This is a genomic window from Psychrobacter sp. UBA2769, assembly GCF_002352555.1.
Taxonomy (GTDB): Bacteria; Pseudomonadota; Gammaproteobacteria; order Pseudomonadales; family Moraxellaceae; genus Psychrobacter; species Psychrobacter maritimus.
In genome coordinates, this window is record NZ_DEIR01000010.1 from 161,912 (window position 1) to 186,118 (window position 24,207).

General features: G+C 42.1%; 25 protein-coding genes. 16 read left to right on the forward strand and 9 right to left on the reverse strand.

The features are described 5' to 3' along the window. Window positions 1-46 precede the first annotated feature (46 nt). Both B3Q63_RS04025 and B3Q63_RS04030 read right to left on the reverse strand, forming a co-directional pair. On the reverse strand, window positions 47-952 hold the full coding sequence (locus B3Q63_RS04025) for a LysR family transcriptional regulator (RefSeq protein ID WP_201564848.1): 906 nt from the start codon (window positions 950-952) through the stop codon (window positions 47-49). A 246-nt stretch (window positions 953-1,198) separates the two neighbouring features. After that, complete coding sequence (locus B3Q63_RS04030; RefSeq protein WP_296174071.1) at window positions 1,199-1,810, reverse strand: YceI family protein; 612 nt, start codon at window positions 1,808-1,810, stop codon at window positions 1,199-1,201. Window positions 1,811-2,252: 442 nt separating this feature from the next. Here B3Q63_RS04030 and B3Q63_RS04035 point away from each other — a divergent pair, with 442 nt between their 5' ends. From B3Q63_RS04035 to B3Q63_RS04045, 3 genes are all read left to right on the forward strand, one after another. Further along, window positions 2,253-2,645 (forward strand): DoxX family protein, encoded by a 393-nt coding sequence (locus B3Q63_RS04035; RefSeq protein WP_296174073.1) that lies wholly within the window; start codon window positions 2,253-2,255, stop codon window positions 2,643-2,645. Window positions 2,646-2,695: 50 nt separating this feature from the next. Then, a complete protein-coding gene (locus B3Q63_RS04040) occupies window positions 2,696-3,250 on the forward strand; it encodes an NADPH-dependent FMN reductase (RefSeq protein ID WP_296174076.1) in 555 nt (184 codons plus the stop codon). Between the two features lie 133 nt (window positions 3,251-3,383). Next, a complete protein-coding gene (locus B3Q63_RS04045) occupies window positions 3,384-4,037 on the forward strand; it encodes a YoaK family protein (RefSeq protein ID WP_271133638.1) in 654 nt (217 codons plus the stop codon). Between the two features lie 151 nt (window positions 4,038-4,188). Here B3Q63_RS04045 and B3Q63_RS04050 read toward each other — a convergent pair whose 3' ends face one another. Continuing rightward, window positions 4,189-4,539 carry a GNAT family N-acetyltransferase gene (locus B3Q63_RS04050; protein WP_271133524.1) on the reverse strand — a complete coding sequence of 117 codons (351 nt, stop codon included), beginning with the start codon at window positions 4,537-4,539 and terminating at the stop codon, window positions 4,189-4,191. A 323-nt stretch (window positions 4,540-4,862) separates the two neighbouring features. Here B3Q63_RS04050 and B3Q63_RS04055 point away from each other — a divergent pair, with 323 nt between their 5' ends. The 3 genes from B3Q63_RS04055 (at window position 4,863) to B3Q63_RS04065 (ending at window position 7,605) form a co-directional block, all read left to right on the forward strand. After that, window positions 4,863-5,576 (forward strand): pirin family protein, encoded by a 714-nt coding sequence (locus tag B3Q63_RS04055; RefSeq protein WP_296174083.1) that lies wholly within the window; start codon window positions 4,863-4,865, stop codon window positions 5,574-5,576. A gap of 253 nt (window positions 5,577-5,829) precedes the next feature. After that, a complete protein-coding gene (locus tag B3Q63_RS04060; protein WP_296174085.1) occupies window positions 5,830-6,768 on the forward strand; it encodes a pirin family protein in 939 nt (312 codons plus the stop codon). Between the two features lie 225 nt (window positions 6,769-6,993). Beyond that, the gene (locus tag B3Q63_RS04065; RefSeq protein ID WP_201564841.1) at window positions 6,994-7,605 is read left to right on the forward strand and encodes a nitroreductase family protein; all 612 of its coding nucleotides are present in this window, start codon (window positions 6,994-6,996) and stop codon (window positions 7,603-7,605) included. A gap of 186 nt (window positions 7,606-7,791) precedes the next feature. On the opposite strand, the gene B3Q63_RS04070 is transcribed toward B3Q63_RS04065, so the two are convergent. The 3 genes from B3Q63_RS04070 to nadR form a co-directional block, all read right to left on the reverse strand. Beyond that, window positions 7,792-8,244 (reverse strand): DUF962 domain-containing protein, encoded by a 453-nt coding sequence (locus B3Q63_RS04070; protein ID WP_296174089.1) that lies wholly within the window; start codon window positions 8,242-8,244, stop codon window positions 7,792-7,794. A gap of 203 nt (window positions 8,245-8,447) precedes the next feature. Beyond that, window positions 8,448-9,206 (reverse strand): nicotinamide riboside transporter PnuC, encoded by a 759-nt coding sequence (gene pnuC, locus B3Q63_RS04075; protein WP_296174092.1) that lies wholly within the window; start codon window positions 9,204-9,206, stop codon window positions 8,448-8,450. 159 nt (window positions 9,207-9,365) lie between these two features. After that, entirely contained in the window at window positions 9,366-10,406 is a 1,041-nt protein-coding gene (gene nadR, locus B3Q63_RS04080; RefSeq protein ID WP_296174095.1) for a multifunctional transcriptional regulator/nicotinamide-nucleotide adenylyltransferase/ribosylnicotinamide kinase NadR, read from the reverse strand. Window positions 10,407-10,949: 543 nt separating this feature from the next. Here nadR and B3Q63_RS04085 point away from each other — a divergent pair. The 4 genes from B3Q63_RS04085 to B3Q63_RS04100 all read left to right on the forward strand — a co-directional run bounded on the left by B3Q63_RS04085 (window position 10,950) and on the right by B3Q63_RS04100 (window position 15,281). Further along, the gene (locus B3Q63_RS04085) at window positions 10,950-11,162 is read left to right on the forward strand and encodes a PspC domain-containing protein (protein WP_201564837.1); all 213 of its coding nucleotides are present in this window, start codon (window positions 10,950-10,952) and stop codon (window positions 11,160-11,162) included. Window positions 11,163-11,672: 510 nt separating this feature from the next. Then, window positions 11,673-12,668 carry a glycine--tRNA ligase subunit alpha gene (gene glyQ / locus B3Q63_RS04090; RefSeq protein WP_296174343.1) on the forward strand — a complete coding sequence of 332 codons (996 nt, stop codon included), beginning with the start codon at window positions 11,673-11,675 and terminating at the stop codon, window positions 12,666-12,668. A 9-nt stretch (window positions 12,669-12,677) separates the two neighbouring features. Beyond that, entirely contained in the window at window positions 12,678-14,771 is a 2,094-nt protein-coding gene (gene glyS / locus B3Q63_RS04095) for a glycine--tRNA ligase subunit beta (protein WP_296174099.1), read from the forward strand. Between the two features lie 180 nt (window positions 14,772-14,951). Next, the gene (locus B3Q63_RS04100; protein ID WP_227692365.1) at window positions 14,952-15,281 is read left to right on the forward strand and encodes a hypothetical protein; all 330 of its coding nucleotides are present in this window, start codon (window positions 14,952-14,954) and stop codon (window positions 15,279-15,281) included. 122 nt (window positions 15,282-15,403) lie between these two features. On the opposite strand, the gene B3Q63_RS04105 is transcribed toward B3Q63_RS04100, so the two are convergent. Both B3Q63_RS04105 and B3Q63_RS04110 read right to left on the reverse strand, forming a co-directional pair. Next, window positions 15,404-15,883, reverse strand: a complete 480-nt coding sequence (locus tag B3Q63_RS04105; RefSeq protein ID WP_296174105.1) for a cell division protein ZapA — start codon at window positions 15,881-15,883, stop codon at window positions 15,404-15,406. 167 nt (window positions 15,884-16,050) lie between these two features. Further along, window positions 16,051-16,491 (reverse strand): hypothetical protein, encoded by a 441-nt coding sequence (locus tag B3Q63_RS04110; protein WP_201564834.1) that lies wholly within the window; start codon window positions 16,489-16,491, stop codon window positions 16,051-16,053. 207 nt (window positions 16,492-16,698) lie between these two features. Here B3Q63_RS04110 and B3Q63_RS04115 point away from each other — a divergent pair, with 207 nt between their 5' ends. From B3Q63_RS04115 to B3Q63_RS04140, 6 genes are all read left to right on the forward strand, one after another. Further along, window positions 16,699-17,352 carry a UPF0149 family protein gene (locus tag B3Q63_RS04115; protein ID WP_201564833.1) on the forward strand — a complete coding sequence of 218 codons (654 nt, stop codon included), beginning with the start codon at window positions 16,699-16,701 and terminating at the stop codon, window positions 17,350-17,352. Between the two features lie 193 nt (window positions 17,353-17,545). Next, on the forward strand, window positions 17,546-18,046 hold the full coding sequence (locus B3Q63_RS04120; RefSeq protein WP_296174108.1) for a nucleoside deaminase: 501 nt from the start codon (window positions 17,546-17,548) through the stop codon (window positions 18,044-18,046). A gap of 42 nt (window positions 18,047-18,088) precedes the next feature. Next, window positions 18,089-19,354 carry an acetylornithine deacetylase gene (argE, locus tag B3Q63_RS04125; RefSeq protein WP_296174110.1) on the forward strand — a complete coding sequence of 422 codons (1,266 nt, stop codon included), beginning with the start codon at window positions 18,089-18,091 and terminating at the stop codon, window positions 19,352-19,354. Between the two features lie 141 nt (window positions 19,355-19,495). Next, a complete protein-coding gene (locus B3Q63_RS04130) occupies window positions 19,496-20,233 on the forward strand; it encodes a LysE family translocator (RefSeq protein WP_201564831.1) in 738 nt (245 codons plus the stop codon). 777 nt (window positions 20,234-21,010) lie between these two features. Further along, a complete protein-coding gene (locus B3Q63_RS04135; RefSeq protein ID WP_296174111.1) occupies window positions 21,011-22,225 on the forward strand; it encodes an RtcB family protein in 1,215 nt (404 codons plus the stop codon). A 132-nt stretch (window positions 22,226-22,357) separates the two neighbouring features. Continuing rightward, window positions 22,358-22,594 (forward strand): hypothetical protein, encoded by a 237-nt coding sequence (locus tag B3Q63_RS04140; RefSeq protein ID WP_296174114.1) that lies wholly within the window; start codon window positions 22,358-22,360, stop codon window positions 22,592-22,594. 95 nt (window positions 22,595-22,689) lie between these two features. Here B3Q63_RS04140 and miaB read toward each other — a convergent pair whose 3' ends face one another. Then, the gene (gene miaB, locus B3Q63_RS04145) at window positions 22,690-24,192 is read right to left on the reverse strand and encodes a tRNA (N6-isopentenyl adenosine(37)-C2)-methylthiotransferase MiaB (RefSeq protein WP_296174117.1); all 1,503 of its coding nucleotides are present in this window, start codon (window positions 24,190-24,192) and stop codon (window positions 22,690-22,692) included. Between the last annotated feature and the right edge of the window lie 15 nt (window positions 24,193-24,207).

The window sequence follows — 24,207 nt, forward strand, 5'->3', positions numbered from 1 at the left end:
TTTATAGCGACTTTAAAAAACTGCTCAGTTTACTAAGTTAGGCCTATTAAAATTTATCCCAATAAGGGTCATCACCGAAACGCTCGGCGATAAAATCAATGAGATAGCGGCAGCGCTGCGATAAAAAGCGGTTTTTTGGATATACCGCATAGGCATTGAGTGTGGGTAATTGATATTGTTCAAGAATAGGCACAAGCTCACCTTTGGCCAACCGTTTATAAGCGATAAAGGTTGGAATAAAGACAATACCTTGACCTTTTACCGCTAAGTCCACCAAGAACTCGCCATTAGTGGCTTTGATTTTGGCATCAATGGTGTGGTTGTGTTTTTTCCCTTGCGCGTCCGTCAGGGTAAGCGTGCTTGTTTTACCAAGACCATACTGCAAAAACTCATGTTGTTGTAAGTCTTCTAGGGTCGCAGGCGTTCCCATCTTTTCTAAATATTCTGGACTGGCACAAAGTGCGTAACGGATAAGTGCCAAACGTTTGGCCTGATAACTGGAATCTTGTAGCTCTCTGATGCGAATGGCAAGCTCATAGCCTTCCTCAATCAAGTCAACATGGCGATCAGAAAAATCGAGCTCAAAGTTCAAATTGGGATGCTGATTGGCATATTCATCGATGACATCATTGAGATGCATCAAGCCGAATGACAATGGCGCGGTCATTTTTAAGGTGCCCTCGATACGCGTTGGCGCGCCACTGGTTTCTTCGTTTAGGGCGTCAACTTCGCTGAGTATATTGTTCACCTTTTGGTAATATTGCTCACCGGCTTGGGTCAAGTTTGATTGGCGCGTGGTTCGGCTAATAAGCTGACTGCCCAAACGTGTCTCTAAATCCTTAAGACGACGGCTAACGGCGGATTTGGCAATATTTAATTGTTCAGCAGCTTTGGTAATGCTGCCTGCTTCGACAATGCGCACAAACATCGCCATGTCTTCTAATTGTCCCATCCTAGCTACCTCATTATAGTTATTTAGCTATTATTATTTTGCTATATCGTATGATGACCATGATATAAAACGGTTATTTTCCAAGTGTTTTCTTTATCTAAGTATATATTTAATATGTCTATTTTATTTAATATTAACGATACAAAAGATAAAAGGCTGAGTTAAAAACCCAGCCTTTTATCAAAAAACCAAATAGTCGAGACTGTGGTCAATCTAAAACCACTATCTTAAATGGCTAAATTACCCTTATTTAAGGTCTGCTTTTTTACTACCTTCTACCTGAACGACCAGTTTGATGTCTTTCATCATACCGCCATCGGTAAAGGTATTGATGCCCCATTTGGTTCTATCGATAGTGGTTTCAAAATCACCACCACAAGCTTCAGCTTTTAATAAAGGACTGTCATAGCAGTTAAATTTAGTGGCTTTTAAAGTCACTGGATGGGTCTTACCAAGCAGGGTTAAATCACCTTTGACCGCTTTAACTTTATCGCCATCAAATTCCCATTTAGTCGATTTAAAATAAGCGGTTGGATATTCTTTTACGTTAAAGAAATCCGCAGATTTTAGATGGCCGTCAAAAGCTTTAATGCCTGTGCTCAAGCTGCCCATAGGAATCGTAATACCGACAAAGCCTTTTTTCTCTTTAGGGGCGTATTCAAGAATACCCGATAGATTATAGAAGCCGCCAGCATTGGTCGTGGTACCGAAGTGGTCTACAGAAAAGCGCACGGCGGTATGATGTGGGTCAAGCTCATAAGTCGCAGCGTGACCTAGTGTGCTAAGCAGACCAAGCGTACCGATAGCAGCAAAAGCAAGCGCACGATTGGTTTTTTTAATAGAATTTACAGTGATCATAAATCAATCCTTTTGTTAAGTGAGTAGGTAAAAGCCAGTATATCGTCGAGTAACTATACTGCCTGTTTTAATTATCAGCTCAAAGACTGATATTGGTTTAAAAGCGCTTAATTTAAAAGCTAGCGTTAAGTATATCTTATATACCAACACAATAAGTGTAGCAAAAAATCATGGTATTGGAGGTATGGTATTGGACGTTAGGCAGTATCGAAAAATACTTCTTTCTGTGGCGGCTGATACCTTCTATTAAATACTAACTGTTTTTATCATTGTATCAATAGAACCATTTCTTAATTGATCTCTAAATAAGAACTCATATTTGTAATTATCACGGTTTATCTATTGATAAGCAACGACTACAATAATGTCGTTGCCTAATCAAACAAAAGTCTTTTAAATAAACACGTTATGTTTAGAAATTTCATACTATTGGAGAATAATCATGGACAAATTACAAGAGCTTAGCGCCCCAATTGGTCGCCTATTTTTATCAATGATTTTTATCTTTTCAGGTTTTACTAAAATTACCGGCTACGCTGCCACTCAAGGTTATATGGAATCGATGGGCGTGCCAGGTATGTTATTGCCTTTGGTCATCGCTGTTGAGTTACTTGGTGGTATCGCCATCCTATTGGGCTTTAAAGCGCGCTTGGTGGCTACATTGATGGCAGGCTTTAGCGTTGTCTCAGCATTGCTATTCCACCAATTCTGGATTGATGAATCACAAATGAACCCCTTTATGAAAAACATCGCGATGGCGGGTGGTTTCTTGATGATTTTTGCCCATGGTGCAGGTGCCTATTCAATTGATCACAGCAACACGCGCAGAATTTAGTATAGTAAAATGCTCAATCCATACGGTTTTATCATCATTCAGGAGTTGCTGTGAGCGCATCAGTCAACATCGCCCTAGTTATTGGTAGTTTGCGAAAAGAATCCATCAATCGTAAATTTGCCGAATATATCGTGTCGCAGATGCCTGACAGCGTCACTATAAAGGAAGTCCACATTGCAGACTTGCCGCTTTATAATCAAGATTATGATGATAAAACCATTGAAAGTTATGAGCGTGTCCGTCAGCAGCTAAAAGACGCTGATGCGGTATTGATTGTCACCCCAGAGCATAATCGCACCATACCTGCGGCGTTAAAAAACGTCGTGGATATCGGCTCGCGTCCCTATAAAGAAAGTGTCTGGACGCATAAAAGAGTTGCCGTAGTTACGGCATCTCCGGGGAGTTTTGGTGGTATCAATAGTGGGCTTGATGTGCGCAAAAGCATGCAAATGCTCTCGGCGCAACTGATGGTCGATCCAGAAATCCATCTCAGCCGTGCAACCGATAGCTTAAATGAAGATGGCAGTGTTAGCGCCCGCACGCAAAAATTCTTACAAGGCTTTGTGACTGATTTTGTGCAGTTTGCAGGCAAGTCGGGTGGCTAACTCACTCTCTAATAATGCTGCGAATACTAATAATGAAGCTGCTAGTAAAGGTGATAGCAATCAATCAGCTTCACCTGACTCACAGCCGTTACATTCAAAGCCGCCAAGTTTTTGGCAGCGCCATCAAACGCCCGTGCTATTAACCGTGGTTGGCGGGGCAATTGATACTATTGGTTTTATCACCTTGTTTGGTTTCTTCACCGCTCATGTCACAGGTAACTTGGTGATGGCGGGCAGTGGCTTGGTCAAGGGTGAGGCGGGTCTATGGATTAAGCTTGCCGCCTTACCGTTATTTATTTTAACGGTTATGATCACGAAGATATTTATTGACCATAGTAAAAATAAACAATTAACGCTGAGCCATTTGTTCCTAGCGGAAGCGTTTTTCTTAACCGCTTTTATGATTGCCGGTCTGTACTATCAACCCTTTGTCGATGCCGGTGATATAACCGTGGCGATAACGGGTGGATTAGGTTTGATTGCGCTGGCGATTCGTAATACTGCCAGCAAGACAGTGATTAAGCATATGAGTCCGACGGTATTGATGACCGGTAATACTACGCAACTTGGTATCAACCTGACCGATTATTTGGTCAATCGCACAGCGGATAATGGCAAAAAACTGGCACACAGTTCAGTATTGGTATTTAGCTTTTTAGTGGGGGCGTTAGTGGGCGCACTGCTATATATGCAGCTGAGTTTTTGGGCGGTGGGCTTGTTTGTATTGCCGGTGCTGTATTTATCAATGAGGGCGCGCAATACAGGGTTTTTAGAGCATATTGCCTAAGCGTTTTTAACTGAATTATTCTAGCGCTTACATTATAGATACTAGAAAGCATCGTCCATAAAAAACGCCATATCTGCAGATATGGCGTTTTTTTTGCTTATCGATTAAATGCTTATATTTAGCTATATGCTTATATTTAACTATTCATTGTTTAAGGCGTAGCATTATGAAATACTGAATTGTCTTGGTACTCTGGATGCTTGTCGATATAAGACTTTACATAAGAACAAGTTGGTTTCACCCGCAGGTTTTTCGCCGCCGCATCATCTAAAATATATTTGACCAGATACCCTGCAATACCACGGCCGCCTAACTCTGCTGGCACCTCGGTATGTTTGTATTCAATGCCTTTTTCGCCGGCGCTCGTGGTGAAAAATTCATAATCCTCTAAAGCGATTTTGTCATCGATATGAATCTCAAAACGCTTCTTTTCGGTATTATTAATAACTTTATAATGTAATGGTTGTTTATTTTCCACATCTGTCTTTGCCATATCTGACATAGTTAAATTTCCTTATATCGTATGATTAATATCTTCTAGACTTAATTTACACCTGCTCGCGTTACTTCTTTCATAACTTTTTATCGTAACTTTGGCCATAGTAACAGCTCATGCTAGTTGTACTGTTATGAGTATACAGGGTTCTGTTATAAATATATTACCTTACCTTTATGACAATATTGTTCTAAAAATGAGAATAGTTAATTGCGAATATCGTTGTTTATCTGTTAGTGGACAACAATTATAATAATTTCATTGTTTAAACGAGTTAATGAATGTCAAATTCTAAAGCCGTTTAACTTACTAATAGTTAAGGATACATTATGAAAACCATCTATCATGCAGCAGATTCTCGTGGCGATGCCAACCATGGCTGGCTCAAAAGCAAGCACACCTTTAGCTTTGCCAATTATCACAATCCAGAACGTATGGGTTTTGGCGCGCTACGTGTTATCAATGATGATTTTGTCATCGCAGGTCAAGGCTTTGGTAAGCACTCACACCGCGATATGGAAATTATCAGTATTCCTTTATCCGGTAAGCTCGGTCACGGCGATAACATCGGTAATAATGGCATCATTGAAACCGGTGAAATCCAAGTGATGTCAGCGGGTAATGGTATCACGCACAGTGAAATGAACGGCGACGATACCGAAGCGGTGAAGTTCCTACAGATTTGGGTTATCCCAAATAAAATGAACGTTGAGCCTCGTTATCAGCAAATCCGTATGGACGATATCCTAAAGCCAAACGAGTTCAATCAAGTATTGTCACCCAATGCGGACGATGCAGGGGTATGGATTCATCAAGATGCTTGGTTTAGCATGGGCGATTTTGATAAAGGTATCACCCAAACTTATGAGCTAAAAAACCCTAATAACGGCGTTTATATTTTTGTCATTAGCGGTAAAGTCGAGGTAAACGGTAACACTTTGGATACCCGCGATGGCCTTGGTGTTTGGGATACTAAGAACTTTACGATGGACGTAGAAGAAGATGCTAAAGTATTGCTAATGGAAGTACCAATGAGCTTTTAAGCATTGCCAGTGCTAAGTTTAAAAGCTGCTAAATTTAAAAGGTGCTGACATTAAGGTGCACTTAAGTTAAAAATAGCATGTTGAGTTCAAAGTAGCGTGGTAAAAAAAGCGTGGTAGAAATAAAAACATCATTTTGCCGCGCTACTTTGATTTTTTATATACTATTTTTATAAAAGATATTTTTCTATAGCTTTATAGCGTGTTGCCCATTATCTTTACATCACATCCCGTATCACATAATAAGAGGTGAATCATGAGTATCGAAACCCTAGAACCACGTTTGGCCGATGTAGGCGGTATTCCTATCGCGCGTCTATTGCCCAATACAGGCAAAAAACCCATCGGCGCTTGGTGCTTTTTAGATCATGCTGGCCCTGCTGAATTTGGCGAAGATGAGTCAGGCATGCAAGTCGGTCGCCATCCGCATACCAACTTGCAAACCTTTAGCTGGATGTTAAATGGTGAAGTGCTGCACAAAGACAGCTTGGGTAATGAGCAAGTGATTACCAAAAACCAAGTCAACGTCATGACAGCGGGCACCGGTCTAACCCAAGGTATCAGTCATACTGAGCAAAGCGTTTTCCCAGATACCGGTGGCTCAGCAGATGCGGCGCGCGGTTTGAGCATGGTACAGCTGTGGATTGCACTGCCAACGGATCAGCAAATCGAGCGTAGTTTCCATCATTATCCAGAGCTACCAACCTGGCGTGAAGATAGTGTCGAGATGATTCTGACCACTGGCAGCTATACCAGCGTATCAGGTGAGCGTTATGAAGCGCCAACCATTCAATATTCAAAAATGGTTGGTATCGATGTCTATTTCGTTAAAGACGGTGAGGTCACGCTTAACTTAGAGCCGGGCTTTGAATACGGAATCTTGGTGACAGAAGGACAAATCGAGTCTGAAGGCAAGATTTGTGAGCAAGATCAATTGTTCCGCTTCCATGATAGCGATGTTGCCAATAATAAAAGTATTAAGCTGGTCGCCAAAAAAGGCACCCGTGTGATGTTTATCGGCGGTGAGCCATTAAATAACCAAGTATTACTGTGGTGGAACTTTGTCGCGGACAATAAAGAAGAGATTGAGCAATCTATCATCGACTGGAATAACGGTCATGAGCGTTTTGGTAATGTCGACTCTGATATGAAGCGCTTACCAGCGCCAGAGTTACCTGAAGGTTTTAAAGGTTAATGTCTTTAAAGGTTAATTTAACGGTAAGCTTTATTCGTTAAACTGCCTTTCAAATAGATATGTATCATTAAGTTTTTTTACAAAAGTAAAGTACGGATTTATCTCAAAGGTCCATATAATAATTGAGATTAAAGAGTAGGGGTTTCTAGATAATTCATTGTCCCTACTGGTTTAACGGTTATTTTCATTGGATTGAAATTCTATTAATCATATGGAGAAATATATATGTCAGACCTAAAAACATTACAGCAATTGGCTGAAAAGCGTCGTTCTATCTATGCATTGAGCAATCAATTGCCAGTATCAAACGATGAAATCGTCAAGTTGGTTGAGCATGCGGTTTTGCATACGCCATCAGCTTTTAACTCACAATCAACGCGTATCGTGGTTTTATTTGGCGATGACCATAACAAGCTTTGGCAAATGACCGAAGATACCTTACGTGATATCGTTGATAATGAAGAGCAATTTGCTGCCACCAAGCAAAAAATGAATGGCTTTAAAGCGGGCGCTGGTACGGTTATGTTCTTTGAAGATCATAGCGTCATCAGAGACATGCAGGCAGCCGCCCCTTTATATGCAGATAAGTTTCCAATCTGGTCGCATCAAACCAGTGCCATGCACCAGTATGTGATTTGGACTGCCTTGGCAAGTATCAATGTCGGTGCCAATTTACAGCATTACAATCCAATCATCGATAAAAAAGTGGCCAACGAATGGAACATCGATGAGCACTGGGAACTAAATGCTCAAATGGTATTCGGTGCGATTGAGCAGCCAGCAGGCGACAAAGAATTTAAGCCCGTTGCAGATCGTATGCAAGTATTTGGCAAATAGTATGTTTTATATTAGCGTATCAAACATGTGCTAAATAACGGTCGTGTTTGATACCTAAGGCGAAAAAGCAGCAGAACCAAAAAAGCGCCATCCGACTATCCGTTGGGTGGCGCTTTTTTTTGGTTAAAATGGTTAGAGCAGGATTTTTTAAATATTGAGCTTAAAGATAATGGCAAGAGTAGATAGTTAAGATTGGCTTTTTTTACGACCCATCAAGCTATTAGCTACCCATGCTGGACCAATTAATAAGAACTGTAAATCTTCAAAAAATGATGGTTTTTTACCCTCAATTTTATGACCGATAAACTGTCCAATCCAAGCAACAACAAAGATAGCTGCCCAAACCTTAAAACCCCATGGTAATAACGTCATTACTGATAGGCAAATAAGAATAAAAATACCCATTGCCAAAAACAGCGGCGTTGATAAGCGCATATAGAATATTAATACCAAGGCGCTCATCACCAAGGTAAACCAGACGGAGAGCGACATGCCCATGCCTAATATACTGACAAAAATGGCCGGAACACATAACCAATGGATTTTTTTATTGACTAGATTTTGATGGCTGACAGAATACTCACTGAGCCATTGCTCAAGTGTGCGTTTAGACATGAGATTTTGCGATGTACGAGACATACTAACCTCCCTGTTAGTAAATAAATGACGGTTAAGCAATAACAGTCAGCAGATAAATGGAAAACTCTACTCATTAATACCAGTTGTAGCACTAATTGGCCCAATCTGCCATTTTATCTGGTAAACCGCACAGTCAAAGCTTGTTATCTTTTTAACCTCATTTGCCTGTTTTTCAATTTTTCGTCACTTACTAAAATTATCCCTTAACGTACGGGTTTTGCCAATTCTACAGAATCTTGCTCACTACGATACCACTCATACAGTCCGACAAACGAGTTCACCTGATAAACCATGGTTTGAATAGCAAAGATATAATTGCCCGACATTAAGTTGACGGTCAGCCAAACGAAATTGGATAAAATCCATAACCACCAATTGAATGAATAACGCAGAATCATCGCTGCCTGCGCGGTAATAGACAGTACAAAAGCAATAACGTTAATCCAAAAGAAAGAGATAAGCCCTAAAAACTTACTATTATCATCTTCAACGACGGCATAGCCATAGCTGGCAAGTAAATCATTCACGGTAGGGAATAGCGCCAAACCAATAACCATAAAAGCAATGGTCAGTAGCCAAATCCAGCGACTGGCAGATTTGGGCACCATGTCGCCATCGGCATCAGTATGCTTTGACCAATAAAAAATCCCATAAAGATGACTAAAAAAGTTAAAGAGCGGCGCGAGCATCAAACCGACTGCGCCAGAGGTTGCTTGGACGACAAATTCCCCTGCGGTCGCTGCCATCCCAAAACCATTACCCATGATGTTTTTGCGAAACGATAATGACACCACGCAAATCAAACCAATAAATGACACGGCTAAGTAAAACCAGTCAAGGGTCGTATGTTCAGTAGTCAGCCAAAAGCCTGCTGATAAAGCAAGCACGCCGCAAATAAACCAGATGACAATCCATTGTATCGCCCATTTTCCGGTGATGTTGTCTAGGAGCTGTATACGCATAACGCCTTTTTCCTTAAAGTATAAAAGCTATAATAGTTTTTTTCTTTTTTTTAGTATGTTTTAGTATGCCGTTTTTGCCATCGCTAATATTTGTCACAATCATTTATTTCTAGCAATCATTTTTGCTTTCGTTCTTTTTATTTTCGTTTTCTGATACTGTTATTTGCCATAAATAAACTCATCAATAATTAACAAAGCTTGCTTATAGCGGGCATCATAATCGGGTTTATCAATCATATGCGGCTGAATATCATGACGGGCGAAAATATCTAGCAAGCGCTGCTCAAAGCGTCCGCGTGCTTCAGGCGTGCCCAATGAGCGCATGCCATCGTCAACCCATGGCGTATTGTTATCGAGCATGATCGTATGGTCTAAGCGAAACTCATCGATACAAGCAGCCACAAAAGGATGGCTACGACCCTCGTACTCTTCACAAAAAGCCTGAGTGGTGACAAAGTCAGTATCAACAATGGTAACGGGCGCTGTTGCCCTAGCGGCGGCAGCGCGGATTGCTTGGGCATGATTGAGCGCAATGGGACCATAGTCGCTGTACTGCAAGCCCATCTCGCTACCACCCAAATCTGTACCGACGTATAGCCGCCCCATCTCTAGCGCAAAGCTAGCTCCATAATAATTGGCAAGTTTATGTACCAAGGTGGTCTTGCCTGAGCTTTCACCGCCAACGATGGCAACGGTTTTGGTATAGTCGCCGCGCACTTGTGGATGCAGCGCCGACCAATGCACGACCGGATTACGCGCAATCGCATAGGAGTCGAATTCAGGCTGTAGAGGCGTGGTGAGCACTGGCATGATTAGCTGCTCACAAACATCGCTTTGCGCCAATGGGTGATTTTCTGCGACAAACAATACCGTCTCTGCTGGCAACGCTAATGCATCACTCAAGCGTTGCAGCTTGGCATTGCTGGCCGCAATATCTATGCTGACATCAGCAAAGCTTTCATGGAGTGGCAGCTCAATCTCATCAGTGGTATGAATATGGATAAAGGGCAAATCAGCACACGCCATCTGGAGCCAACGCGCTTTATCTTGCAAGGTAATATTAAAGTCTGGATGCGGTGCTGGATGCGCCATAATTACGATATTTAAGGTTTTTGCTTGTCCTGCTGCTGCCAATATACTGCGCATCTGTCCTAGATGTAGCGGTTCAAAATGTCCAATCATTAAGCCTGAGTCGTACATAGCTATCCTTATTATTTTAAAAACAATTAATCGACAGTCGTTGTTTTAGTTATTTATCAGCATGGTATAAAGGTTTAAACAGATTTACAGGTAGGTTATTGTAAATTGGCAGTGGTTTATGAGTTTTTTATTGATAAGAAATAACATCAAGCCATTCATTTTCTTGTCATTATTGAAGATAATTCGCAATTTTTGCTAGTAAATCTATAAGATTCACTGAGCTGTTATCAATCGACGATTACTGAATTTGTAACAAGAATTGTAAGGTAGCAGCAACAAAGTCAATTATGAAACATTTTGAAATAATTATTTAAAATCAGGGGTTTACGAGCAGTTATGAGAGGTTAGGGCAAGCTTGAGTAGCATAAATTCACAAAGCACGTCTACATCCTCAACAGATAGAATAGGAATAGTTGCTATACTGATTCGTAAGTTGAAAAGACTCATATGAATTTAAGAATAGTTTTGAAAAATAATATTCAAAAATAATGATAAATAATAGCTATAAAATAAATATAACCAATATTGAGAGAGGTATTTGATTTGGCTAAGTTAGCAAAATTACATCGCTCACAAAATAATCGCATGATAGCAGGTGTGATGGGCGGTATTGCAGAATATGTCGGCTGGTCGCCAACATGGGTGAGATTGCTATTCGTTGTTATCTCAACGATGAGCGCAGCAGTACCAGGTATTTTGATTTATATTATCCTATGGATAATCATGCCAAAGGCAAGCAATCAATCGTATCAGTAAGATTTTTTTAGAGTCTAAATTTTCTAAAGTACAAAGTTTCTAACGTACAATGAAAGTAAAGTAATCATAGAAAACAATATTTAAAAAATAAGGCCAATAAAAAAACAATAGCCCCCGAAAAAACAAAAAGCCTGACTCATCAGGATAGCAAAGACATACTTTTCCTCCTGCCCAGATGCTCTGCATTTGGGTATTTTTTTATCTTACTTTTATATCTATAGGCTTAATAACGCCTATCCGGACAGTTTAACGATAAACAAGGCGTATAACTGACGATTTAAGCCCGTGAGATAAATTTAATTGCGGTAAATATAGATAAAATAGTCAATTTTTAGTAAGGTGAGCAGGCAAATAGAGTCGTTGCCGAATAGGCTATACGAGCGCTATCAATATTTTATTTCATAATACTAATTCCACCGTGGCTTTATTACGATGCCCCAAACTATGACAATCCAAACTATGACATCACAAGCGACAACCTCGATGACACAAGAAAAAGACTCTCAACCGATGACGTTTCAAGATCTCATCCTAACCCTACAAAATTATTGGGCTGACAAGGGCTGCGTTATCTTGCAGCCGTATGATATGGAAGTCGGCGCGGGTACTTTTCATACTGCGACATTTTTACGTTCTTTAGGTCCTGAGCGCTGGAATGCCGCTTACGTGCAGCCATCACGTCGTCCAACCGATGGACGCTACGGTGATAACCCGAACCGCTTACAGCATTACTATCAGTTTCAAGTGGTGCTTAAGCCCAATCCACCCAATATCCAAGAGCTGTATTTAGACTCATTAAGAGCCATTGGCATCGATCCGCTGGTGCACGATGTGCGTTTTGTTGAAGACAACTGGGAGTCGCCAACGCTTGGTGCGTGGGGACTTGGTTGGGAGATTTGGCTCAATGGTATGGAAGTCACCCAGTTTACTTATTTCCAGCAAGTGGGCGGTATTGAGTGTTTCCCAGTGACGGGTGAGATTACCTACGGTCTTGAGCGCTTGGCGATGTATGTACAAGGCGTCGATAGCGTTTATGATTTGGTGTGGGCAGATGGTGAGTTTGGTCGCGTCACTTATGGTGATGTCTTTCATCAAAACGAAGTTGAGCAATCGACCTATAACTTTGAGCACGCCGATGTGCCAATGATGGGTCAGATGTTCGACTTTTATGAGCAGCAAGCAGATAAATTGGTTGCTGAAGGGTTGCCATTACCAGCCTATGAGATGGTGTTAAAAGCTTCGCATGCCTTTAACTTACTCGATGCTCGTGGCGCGATTTCAGTGACCGAACGTCAGCGTTTTATTTTGCGAGTGCGTACACTGGCACGTAAAGTCGCCATTGGTTATGTCGAAGCACGCGCTAAGTTAGGCTTCCCATTGGCTGATGAGGCGCATCGTCAAGCTGCACTCGATAAGTATTTGCCAAAAGAAGAATCGGTAACAGATAACGTTACAGACGCTAGTCAGTCTACTGAAAACAATCAAACTACTAATAATAATAAATAGGAGCATCCCATGAGTACTATTCTATTTGAACTGGGGTGTGAAGAATTACCTCCAAAAAGCCTAAAGCCTTTACGTGACGCGCTACAAGCCAGTGTCACCGAGCAATTGACTGAAGCTGATATCACGTTTGATAGCATCAAAGCCTTTGCTGCTCCGCGTCGTTTGGCGATTCAGATTCAAGGTATCAGCGATAAGCAACCTGACCGTAGCGAGCAAAAGCGCGGCCCGGCGATTAAAGCGGCGTTTGATAGCGATGGCAATCCAACCCGCGCGGCAATGGGTTTTGCCAAGGGTTTAGGTATTGAAGCCAGCGAGCTGATAACCATCAATACCGATAAAGGTGACTATGTCGGCTATGAGCAAGTCATTGATGGTCAAGCGACCACTGAGCTGCTACCTGCGATATTCCAAACGGCGCTTGATAATTTGCCAATTGCTAAACGCATGCGTTCAGGCGCAAGCCGCAATGAGTTTGTACGTCCGGTACAGTGGGCGGTATTGATGCAAGATAGTACGGTTATTGAGGCCACTATCCAAGGACATCAGACGGGTACGCAAACCCGTGGTCATCGCTTCCATAGCCCTGACTATTATACTATTGCGCACGCCAATGATTATGAGCAACTGCTCGATGGCTTAAAAGTGGTGGCTGATTTTGATAAGCGTCAAATGCTGATTAAAAATCAAGTTAAAGCACTGGCCGATGAAGTCAATGCTGATGCTATCGTACCGCAAGATTTATTAGATGAAGTAACCGCGTTGGTTGATTTTCCGATTGCGCTGCGAGCAAACTTTGAGGCGCGCTTTTTACAAGTGCCGCAAGAAGCGCTTATCTCGACCATGCAAGCCGATCAAAAGTATTTTTGCTTGACCGATAAAGCGGGCAAGCTACAGCCGTACTTTATTTTTATTACCAATATTGAGTCAAAAGACCCCAATCAAATTATTGAAGGTAATGAGAAAGTCGTACGTCCACGTTTGGCCGATGCCGAGTTTTTCTTCTTACAAGACCAAAAGCAGCCATTATTTGCGCTGACAGAAAGCCTTAAAACGCGCGTCTTTCAAGATAAGCTAGGTACGATTTGGGAAAAATCTGAGCGTATTGCGAAACTTGCCGCTTTTATCGCTACTTTAATGCAGCAGCAAGGTCGCGATATTAATGTTGATGAAACGGTACGTGCCGCGATTTTGTCCAAAGCAGATTTGGCAAGCTCCCTCGTCGGTGAATATCCTGAATTGCAAGGTATCGCAGGCACGTATTATGCGCGCTTAAATGGTGAGCCAGAAGCAGTTGCAGCAAGTTTGGAAGAGCAGTATCTGCCTAAGTTCAGCGGTGATGTGTTACCAAAAACGCCGATTGGTATTTGTTTAGCATTGGCCGACCGCTTAGATACGCTGGTTGGTATTTTTGCCATTGACCAAGCACCGACGGGTTCTAAAGACCCGTTCAGCTTACGTCGCTCAGCGATTGGTATTTTGCGTATTCTCATTGAAAAGCAGTTACCGATTAATCTAGTGGCTCTGGTTGAGCAAGCAATTAAAGGCTATAGCACGAGCGATGGTAGCAAGATTGCCAAAATGGGCGATACCTTTACCCAAGTGATGGCGTTTTTAAATTCACGCTATCGTGCCATGTATACCGAGCAAGGCGTTAGCGTCGATACCATTCAAGCAGTGCAAGCAATCAATCCGCATATGCCGCTTGATTTTGATCAGCGTATCCGTGCCGTACAGAGCTTTAGTAAAGTGTCACAAGCTTCAATGTTGGCAGATTCAAACAAACGTGTTGCCAATATTTTAGCCAAGTCAGAAGTGAGCGTTGCTGACACTGTTGATGAAGCTCTACTATCTGAATCTGCTGAGCAAAATTTATATGCGAGTGTGAAGCAAGCGCAGACAGTGGTACAACCATTACTTGAGCAAGCTGACTATACGCAAGTATTGCAAACGCTTACTAGCTTAGATGAGCCGTTGACGCAATTCTTTGATAATGTGATGGTCAATAGTGACGATGCTACGCTAAAGAACAATCGCTTAGCGCTACTTAAGCGAGTTCGTGCCTTATTCTTAACCGTTGCTGATATCAGTGAGCTGCAGCTATAGTTGGTTGATTATAGTTCGACAGTTATAGTTTAAAAGTCATAGCCCAATGACACGCTGAGCATTTATGCTTTTGATTTATTAACGACTTAAAAAACTGGCTCCATGTGGCCAGTTTTTTATGCGCTTATTCTGCAGCGTTAAGTTTATAATGTCTTAGACCCTATTCGAAGGAGCACTGCCGTGTTGGCTGTTATTATTGTAATTCTTATTATCTGGGCTGTGATGTGGGGCTTTTATAAGTTTATGTACCCACGCGCACCCAAAAGTATGATGCCAAAAAAGGGTGATGTGACCACGCCGCGTCAGTGCAATTTTTGTGGCAATAGTTTGGCTGAATACCGTGGTGTGTTAGAGACCAAGCCCGTTTCTTTGGAAGAGAATTCAGCAGCAGACTTAGCGGTAAATAGTGACAGCGGTAATGATATGGACAGTAATAAAGAATTATTCTTTTGCAATTATGAGCATCAAGCGGATTTTCACGCCGGTAAGACTTATCAAGCAGATGCCTAATTTGTAAGCCATAAATCGTAAAGCATAAGTAAATAAGATATTATTTACATTTAAAAAAGCGCTTAGCTTCAATGAGTTAAGCGCTTATCTTTTTAGAATAGCAATTTAATATCGGTACAAGCTTATAAAATAGAATGGGCGTCTTTCATAATTTTATTTAATAAGGCTTCAGACTGCTTGCTCTGCTGCAGACGATCTTCTTCACTTCTTTGGTTGGCATGGATTTTTTCATACAGGTTCAAGCAGCACAGTACTAAGAGGCTTTCTTGACTGAGGCTTGGCGCATCGCGTTTGAGATCTAACGCATAGTTATTGATATAAGAAACCGCTGAGTGCAGCTCTTCTTGCTCATGCACGGGGCAATAAATCGGATAGGTCACGCCAGCAATCGCCACATCGACCTTTTTAATTTGCGGTTCAGGAGCGCTTGCAGCTTTAGCAGCAGGTCTGGCCGCGCTGCTATTTACCGTACTGTTATTTGCACTCGCACTATTTGCACTGGCGCTATTCGCATTATTACTATTTGTATTACTACTATCAGTATTCGAATTATTTGGCATTGTTTTTTGACTGTCTACAGGGTTTGCGCGGTCATCGGTCATGATAAATCCTACAATATATGTCAGTAAAGTGAGTAATTAACTATCACAGCTATAAATATGGTAATGATAAACTTGGCGATTTAATGAATAAAAATTAATTAGCAAAAATAGGCAAGTTAAGCGTGATTCATTACCATCGGTGTCTAACTTTTTTCCTAACTTTCTGCTTAGCCTTCTGCTTGATCAATACGGGTTAAGCGCTTTAATACCACTTGCGTGCGCTCAGCTGCCAGCTCGTTTTTCTTTCTCAAATCGTTATTTTGCTGTTTAATATCGCTGTACTGCTGCTTTAATTCATTATTTTGCTGCTGCAGCTCATTATTTTTTTGTTGTAATTGGCTAATCTGTTTTTGCAAATTATCTTGCTCTTCGCCTATCATATGATGCGCTTCAGCAAGGTTTTGATAACGCTTATCTAAATCGCTCAATTGTTTTTTGGCACCGTCACGCTCTGTATAGCTGCTGTCGAGTTTGGTTTTTAGCGCGGCAAGCTCCTTTGGGTCAGTCATTGGTTGTTGCTTGAGGCTGCTAAGTTCAGCACTGACAAGCTGATACTGTTTTTTGATGTCGAGTACCATTTTTTCTAATATTCTAAGTTGGTCATACATAGTCAGTTTTTATCCTTAACAAGTAAGCGTGAATGAATTTTGTTCTCTGCGTTTAATAATGCCATAGGTGACCGCATAATATCTATATCAACAAAGTAATTGTATGCCGCTTTGTTTCTTGACTGCTATCAATCGCCGCCTTATTCATAACATCGTGCGGCGTTTATCCATATTTAATACTATTAATCAATAACTAGGACCTCTATTATGAATGATAATATCTCTGGCTGGAATACATGGCTGACTGCGTTTGATGACTGGACTGACGTGTCTATCAGCGAGGTACATGGCTTGATGACAGGGCTGATGACCGCCTGTGATGCGCCTGATGAGCCAGTATGGGCAAAGGTGTTTGAGGAGCTGAGTTTTGCGCCATTACCTGACGAAGCACTAACCTTGTTGACTGAAGAAGCGGAAGATACCGTCTTTCAGTTAAAAGACAAAGACGATGCTTATTCGTATACGCCGCTGGTACCAGATGATGAACATGACTTGTACGAGCGCGTAATTGCTCTGAAACAGTGGGCAAATGGTTTTATGACTGGTTTTGGTATTACTGACTGTGGTCTGAGTAGCGATGAAAACGAGATGTTGTCGGATTTGGCTAAAATCGGCGGGATTCGTTTAGAAGATGACGAAGACTTTGAAGGTGGCGAAGAGTCTTATCTGCATATTTATGAGTTTGCACGCATGGTGCCAGTGAGCTTTGCTACTCGTAAGCGTAAAGCGGTGAAAGATATTGCCCTGATTGCTGGACTGGCTATCGATGCCAAAACCACCAAAGAGCTACAAGCAGAAGGGAAGTTGCCAAAACCGATGCCGCCAGTGCTTGATGTGATGAATCAAAACCGTCCGTCATAATAAAGACGCCATCGTAAGAAGTAACTATCATAAAAACCAATTGTCATAAAAATTAACTTATCATCAATGCTAGGATTTGCTAAAAGGATATGATGAATTTTAAGAGCCAGCATTGGCTCTTAATAAGCATTGGCTCTTAATAAACATTGGTTCTTAACAAGCATCGGCTCTTAATAACAGGAGGGAAACTATGATGATTACTGATAATGATATGATTTATTTGCGCCGCTGCATTGAGCTTGCTAAGGAAGCATTAGAGGCAGGCGATGCGCCGTTTGGTAGCGTATTGGTCGATGGTGATGGCACTATATTATGTGAAGATCGTAATCGCGCTAATACGGTTGATGCAACCTACCATCCTGAAATTGCCGTGGCAAAATGGGCTGCTCAAAATATGACCCCTGAAGCACGGGCAAAAGCAGTGGTCTATACTTCGGGTGAGCATTGTGCTATGTGCTCTGCCGCGCATGCTTGGGCAGGACTTGGGCGTATTGTTTATATCAGCTCATCAAGGCAGCTAAGCGAATGGATGGATGAGATGGGCGTAACATCGACATCGCCCATCAATTCATTAACCATTCAAGAAGTTGCGCCGAATGTACCAGTAGATGGTCCGATTGCTGGCTTAGATGGAGAAATTAAAGCCCTGCAACAGCGTTCATTTCAAAAAAGCTCATTAAAAAAGGCTCATTAAAAAGCTGGGTCTTTTTATCTTGTAGTACGATAAGGATGTCTTATGACGCTAATAAATCACAATAAAGGTAAAGAGCAAGCAACGGCTACTGCTAGTTATCCTACTGCCAATTATCCCACTGCTAATTATCCTACCGACAGTATCGACTGGCTAACACGGCTGATTGCCTTTGATACGGTCAGTCGGCATTCTAATTTAGCTTTGATTGAAGATGTACAAGCTTACTGTGAGCAATTGAGCTTAACAGTAGATTTGACCTTTAATGACGTTAAAAATAAAGCCAATTTATTTGTTACGGTGCCAGCAGGGGCAAACGCTGACGATGTGAATCATGGTCTGGTGCTATCGGGTCATACCGATGTGGTGCCTGTCGATGGACAAGAATGGACATCAGAGCCGTTCACAGCGACCATTCGTGGCGACAAGCTATACGGACGCGGTGCTTGCGATATGAAAGGCTTTATTGCCTGTGCGTTGACGCTATTACCACAAGCGGTAAAGCTATCTAACGCAGGTCAATTGCGTCGTCCATTACATTTGGCATTGTCATTTGATGAGGAAGTTGGCTGCTTGGGTGCGCCATTGATATTAGCCGATTTAAAGGCGCGCGGTATTACACCTGACTACTGTATCGTTGGTGAGCCAACCAATATGGCGATGGTGGTGGCGCATAAAGGCATCGCGGTTTACCGTTGCCGTGTCCATGGTAAGTCGGCGCATTCGTCATTGACGAAGCAGGGTGTTAACGCCATTAGTTATGCCAGTCGTCTGATTGGGTATGTCGATGAATTAGCAGAAGAGATGAGCTATCGCAGTGATAACGATGCCATGTTTGATGTGCCTTATTCGACACTTTCGGTGGGTACGATAAAAGGTGGCACCGCGACCAACATTGTCCCCAATCTGTGCGAGTTTACCTTTGATTATCGTAATCTACCGCATATGACGCAAGACGATATACTCGCACCAATTCAGGCAAAAGTTGCAGAGCTAAACGCACAAATGCAAGCACGTGCGGCCGATACCGGCATTGAGCTGCTGCAAGAAGAAAGTGTACCAGCGATGACCGATAGCGACAGCACCGAGCTACAAGCGTTAATAGCCGCACTGACGGGCGATGATACCCGTCATAAAGTTGCTTATGCGACGGAAGGCGGGCAGTTTACCAATGCGGGCATCCCAACGATTATCTGCGGCCCCGGTAGTATTGAGCAGGCACATAAAGCCGACGAGTATGTGGCGCTGAGTGAGATGGTACGCTGTGATGAGTTTTTACAAAAGCTGCTAAACAGCTGTGCCAGCAATTGATACAATAAGCAGCAAGTAGTTCTTTTGCAATATACATGAGCATAAAATACACCGTCTTTATGGCGGTGTTTATTTTTTCACCATTAAGTATTAACCATTAAGCATTTAAATTTTCTATTAATAAAAAGTAGGGGTTCGTTGATGTCTTGGCATCTGTTTGCGGTATTTTTTGCAAGTACGTTTTTTATTTCAGCGACCCCTGGGCCGAATATGCTGCTGGCATTCCAGTATGGTATGAATTATGGCGTGAAGCGCACCTTATGGACACTGGCAGGTCTGAGTTTGGGTTTGTTTTTACTGCTTCTCTCGACCTTACTTGGCTTAGATGTAATCAGTCGCCAATCGCCTTGGGTGCTAACTGTTATCAAAGCTGTGGGTGCCGCCTATTTAATCTATTTGGGCATCAGCTCGTGGCGCGATGCTGGTGATAGTAGTTTGATGAGCGATGCCCGCGAAATGGGCGAGGAGGTCGCGGCTGACTATCCTGATACGATGTCAGCTGTGACTGATAAAACAACGCCGCAGCCGCGCTCACTATCTAGTGCGGCAGTCAAAGTATCGCCGAGCAATATGACCTTATTTCGTACCGGTATTTGGGTGTCGCTGTCTAATCCAAAAGCGATCTTGTTTTTTGCCGCGTTTTTCCCCAAATTCATCAATTTTAGTGCGCCGCTATGGCCGCAATATATTTTATTAACGGCAGGGTTGTTCTTAAGCGAGACAATATGGCAAATCGTTTATACATTGGGCGGTACAAAGCTGGCAAGTTGGCTAGATGTTGGCAATCGCTTAGCGTGGTTAAATCGTGCGTGCGGGGTAATCTTTCTCTTAATTGCCGCGGCGTTATTGGCTGAAGTATTAAATGGTTTTATGGTTTAAAAAATACTGGGGTCTATGTCTAAAGTGATATTATTAATCATATGTATATTTTGTATAAAATTTATATATAAGTTAAATTAATTATTGACTTTATTTTTTAAATCGTTATTATTAGCTCATTGATTTATAAGGCTTATCTTTTATAAGTAATAAATCATCCCAGTCAATCTGCTATTGTCGCTCTGACATTGGCCACAACCTACGGAGGAATCATCGTGTCCTATTTAAATATCAAGACGTTTCTAAAGATTAAATGTGTAAGCTATATGACAGCAATGACGACTTCGAAAAGGTTTGGCTGAATTTATATATAAGCTATTGAGTGATATCCTGTTTACTGATATCAACGACTGGCCTTCTGTATCTACTCGATTCCTCTTCTAAGTATTCCGTGTCAAAATAGCAATGTGATAGTGCTAAGCATTTTTGCGCTTGCTGTTATCTATTTATCTAACATTTTACGTTACTATTGTGACCAATATGGTGGCTCACACTATTATTTAGTGGATGACCATCTATGCGTATAATATTTATGCTGTCTTTTTTGGTATCATAAAACCTATCTTGAAAACGTCCATCATAAATTAACCATGAGTTTCTATTAATTTTTTAATTAATAGAGATACGGTACTTTATTGTCTATATTTTATAATTTATTTTCTTATTAAGTGCTACTTTTAAATGAGATGGATAAGTGATGTATAAAATTATAAAGATAAGTAGCATTAAAGAATACTCTGCATGGTTATTAAAATAATAAAATGGAAATAATAAATTATGAGCATTCAATTAGTATTAAACGAAAATCGTAAATATGGCGTACCAGTCAAGATTTACACCTCAGATGTCGAGCAAGGTGCGATGCAGCAATTACGCAATGTAGCCCAGTTGGAGTTTGTACATTCGCATATTGCGGTGATGCCCGATGTGCATGTTGGCAAAGGCGCCACAATTGGTAGTGTGATTCCGACCAAGTCCGCCATCATTCCTGCCGCAGTCGGTGTAGATATTGGCTGCGGTATGAACGCGGTGCGTTTGTCCCTGACGGCAAGCGACTTGCCTGATAGTTTGAAATCACTGCGTTTGATAGTTGAGCAGCAAGTGCCAGTTGGCTTCAACATGCACAAGCAAATTCAAGCTAAAAACTCAACGCTTGATCCATTAGGCAAACGCTTAAAACCGATTACTGATAAGCACCCAGGTTTACTCAAAATGCTTAAAGGTTTTGAGCGCACGTGGGCAAAGCAGCTCGGCACATTGGGTGGTGGTAATCATTTTATTGAGCTGTGCTTGGATGAAAACAATGATGTCTGGGTCATGCTGCATTCTGGTAGTCGCGGCATTGGTAATTGCATCGGTCGCTACTTTATTAATCTTGCCAAAAAAGAGCGTCAATCGCGCTTTGGTCATGTGCCAGATCGGGATTTGTCTTACTTTGCTGAAGGGTCTGATAGTTTTGCCGATTATGTTGAGGCCGTAGGCTGGGCACAGGATTACGCACTAGAAAACCGCCGTGAGATGATGCGTCTAGTCATCAAAGCAATGCAGTCACCACAATCAGGCTTGCCAAGATTTCAGCTCACCAAAGAAGCTATTAATTGCCATCATAACTATGTCAATGAAGAAGTCCATTTTGGTGAGCAAGTCTATGTGACTCGTAAAGGCGCTATCAGTGCCTATGCAGGTGAGTTGGGGATTATCCCCGGTTCTATGGGTGCCAAGTCTTTTATCGTACGTGGTCTTGGGGAGGCGGAATCGTTTTGTTCGTGTTCACATGGCGCAGGTCGACAGATGAGCCGAGGTAAAGCCATGCGTGCCTTTACTATCGATGAGTTAAAAGCGCAAACCGATGGCGTCGAATGTCGTAAAGACAAAAGCGTCATTGATGAGATACCGGGCGCATATAAAGACATCGATCAGGTCATGGCCAACCAAACCGACTTAGTTGAAGTGGTGCATACGCTGAAACAGGTCATGTGTATTAAAGGTTAATACCAAACCTGCAAATCATCTTAGCGTCGTCAAATTCGCTTAATGTACTGAATGTACAATTTGCGCTCGTTTTCCTCGCTAAGATAATTTTCGGCATTGGTATCTCAGAAGAATTAAAGAACAGGTAACAATATGAGCTTAAAACAAACCTTAAAAAAGGCCCAACAAATTGAACGACAGTTAGAACGTCAAAATGTGACAGGTGTGCAAGACTCGCTAGGCACTGTCAAACCGCGTAATTATTTAGCGCTTGATCCGCTGTTAAAAAAAGGTGGTATTCATGAGAAAGAAGATATTGATATCGTCCGCAAAAAACGTCGCCGTGAGACCAAGCAGCAATTGCGGCAGACGGACTGGTTGTCAGAATAATGATTACTCATTCTAGCCTTAAACTTTAACGACAAAAAAGCCGTTCACTATTTAATAGTAAACGGCTTTTTTATTGATTTATTTTTTTTAAAAACTTAAGCAAGCACCTCAACCAGCTCACCTTTCACCATATGCGGACTGACAAAATCCGTAATACGTACACTAACGATTTTGCCGAGTAACTCATCCATTTTATCAACGTCATAAGGGAACATGACCGTACGCGTATTATCGGCTGTACCGATTAAGCAATCAGGATGGCGATTGGCGATTTGCTCGACCAAGACGCGAGTCGTCGTACCGACCATCTCATGGGTTTTAGCGAGCGTTGAGTCGATAATCACTTTTTGGAATTCTGCCAAGCGCGCTTTTTTAGTTTTAAAGCTCACATCATCCGGCAACTCTGCCGCTGGCGTGCCCGGACGCTTTGAATAAATAAAGCTGTAAGAGTGATCGAAATTTAATTCTTTTGCTAGGTTTAAAGTATCTTGGAAGTCTTGCTCAGTCTCACCGGGGAAGCCAATGATAAAGTCACTCGATAAGTGAATATCAGGACGTATGGCTTTAAGCTTATTAATCTGATTGATATAAACATCAATGGTATGGTTGCGTTTCATCGCCGCTAAGATAGCGTTTGAGCCACTTTGAACTGGCAAATGCAGGTGTGATACCAGCTCTGGCAATTGCGCATAAGCATCAATGATATCATCAGTAAACTCAAGCGGGTGACTGGTGGTATAGCGAATACGCTCAACGCCATCGACGTGCGAGACATAATGCAGCAGTTCTGCAAAACGACAGATACTGCCATCGTCTTTTTCGCCGCGATAGCCGTTGACGTTTTGACCGAGTAGGTTGATTTCGCGCACGCCTTGGGCGGCTAAGCTGTCAATTTCTGCCAATACATCATCAAGCGGACGTGATAATTCTTCACCGCGGGTATAAGGCACGACGCAAAATGAGCAATACTTTGAGCAGCCTTCCATGATGGATACAAAAGCCTTATAACCTTCTACTCTTGGCTCTGGCAGAAAATCAAATTTTTCGATACTTGGAAATGACACATCCACTGTACCGATGCGATTTTTAGGTGAGATTTCACGCTGCTCGTGCGATTGGTCATACAGCTCTGGCAAACGGTGCAAAGTTTGTGGACCAAAAACCATATCAACATAAGGCGCGCGTTTTTGGATATTATCGCCTTCTTGTGAGGCCACACAGCCGCCAACACCGATGACTAAGTCAGGACGTTTTTCTTTCAATTTGCGCCAGCGACCCAATTCTGAAAAGACCTTTTCTTGCGCTTTTTCGCGAATTGAGCAGGTATTCATTAATAGAACATCGGCTTCGTCGATATCGTGGGTGACTTCCATACCATGTGAATCACCAAGTACGTCGAGCATTTTGCCAGAGTCATAGACATTCATCTGACAGCCTTGGGTGGTAACAAAGACTTTTTTTGGCGCGCCATTGACTGGTGCTTGGGCGATTGGTTTTTGGATAGAGTTTGGCGCTTTGAGTGCCGTAACGGCAGGCGCAGTAACCGTTGTGTCAACAGCAGCGTCATCGATGCGGGGATTAAATACAGTAACACTCATAAGCGAAGTCCATGA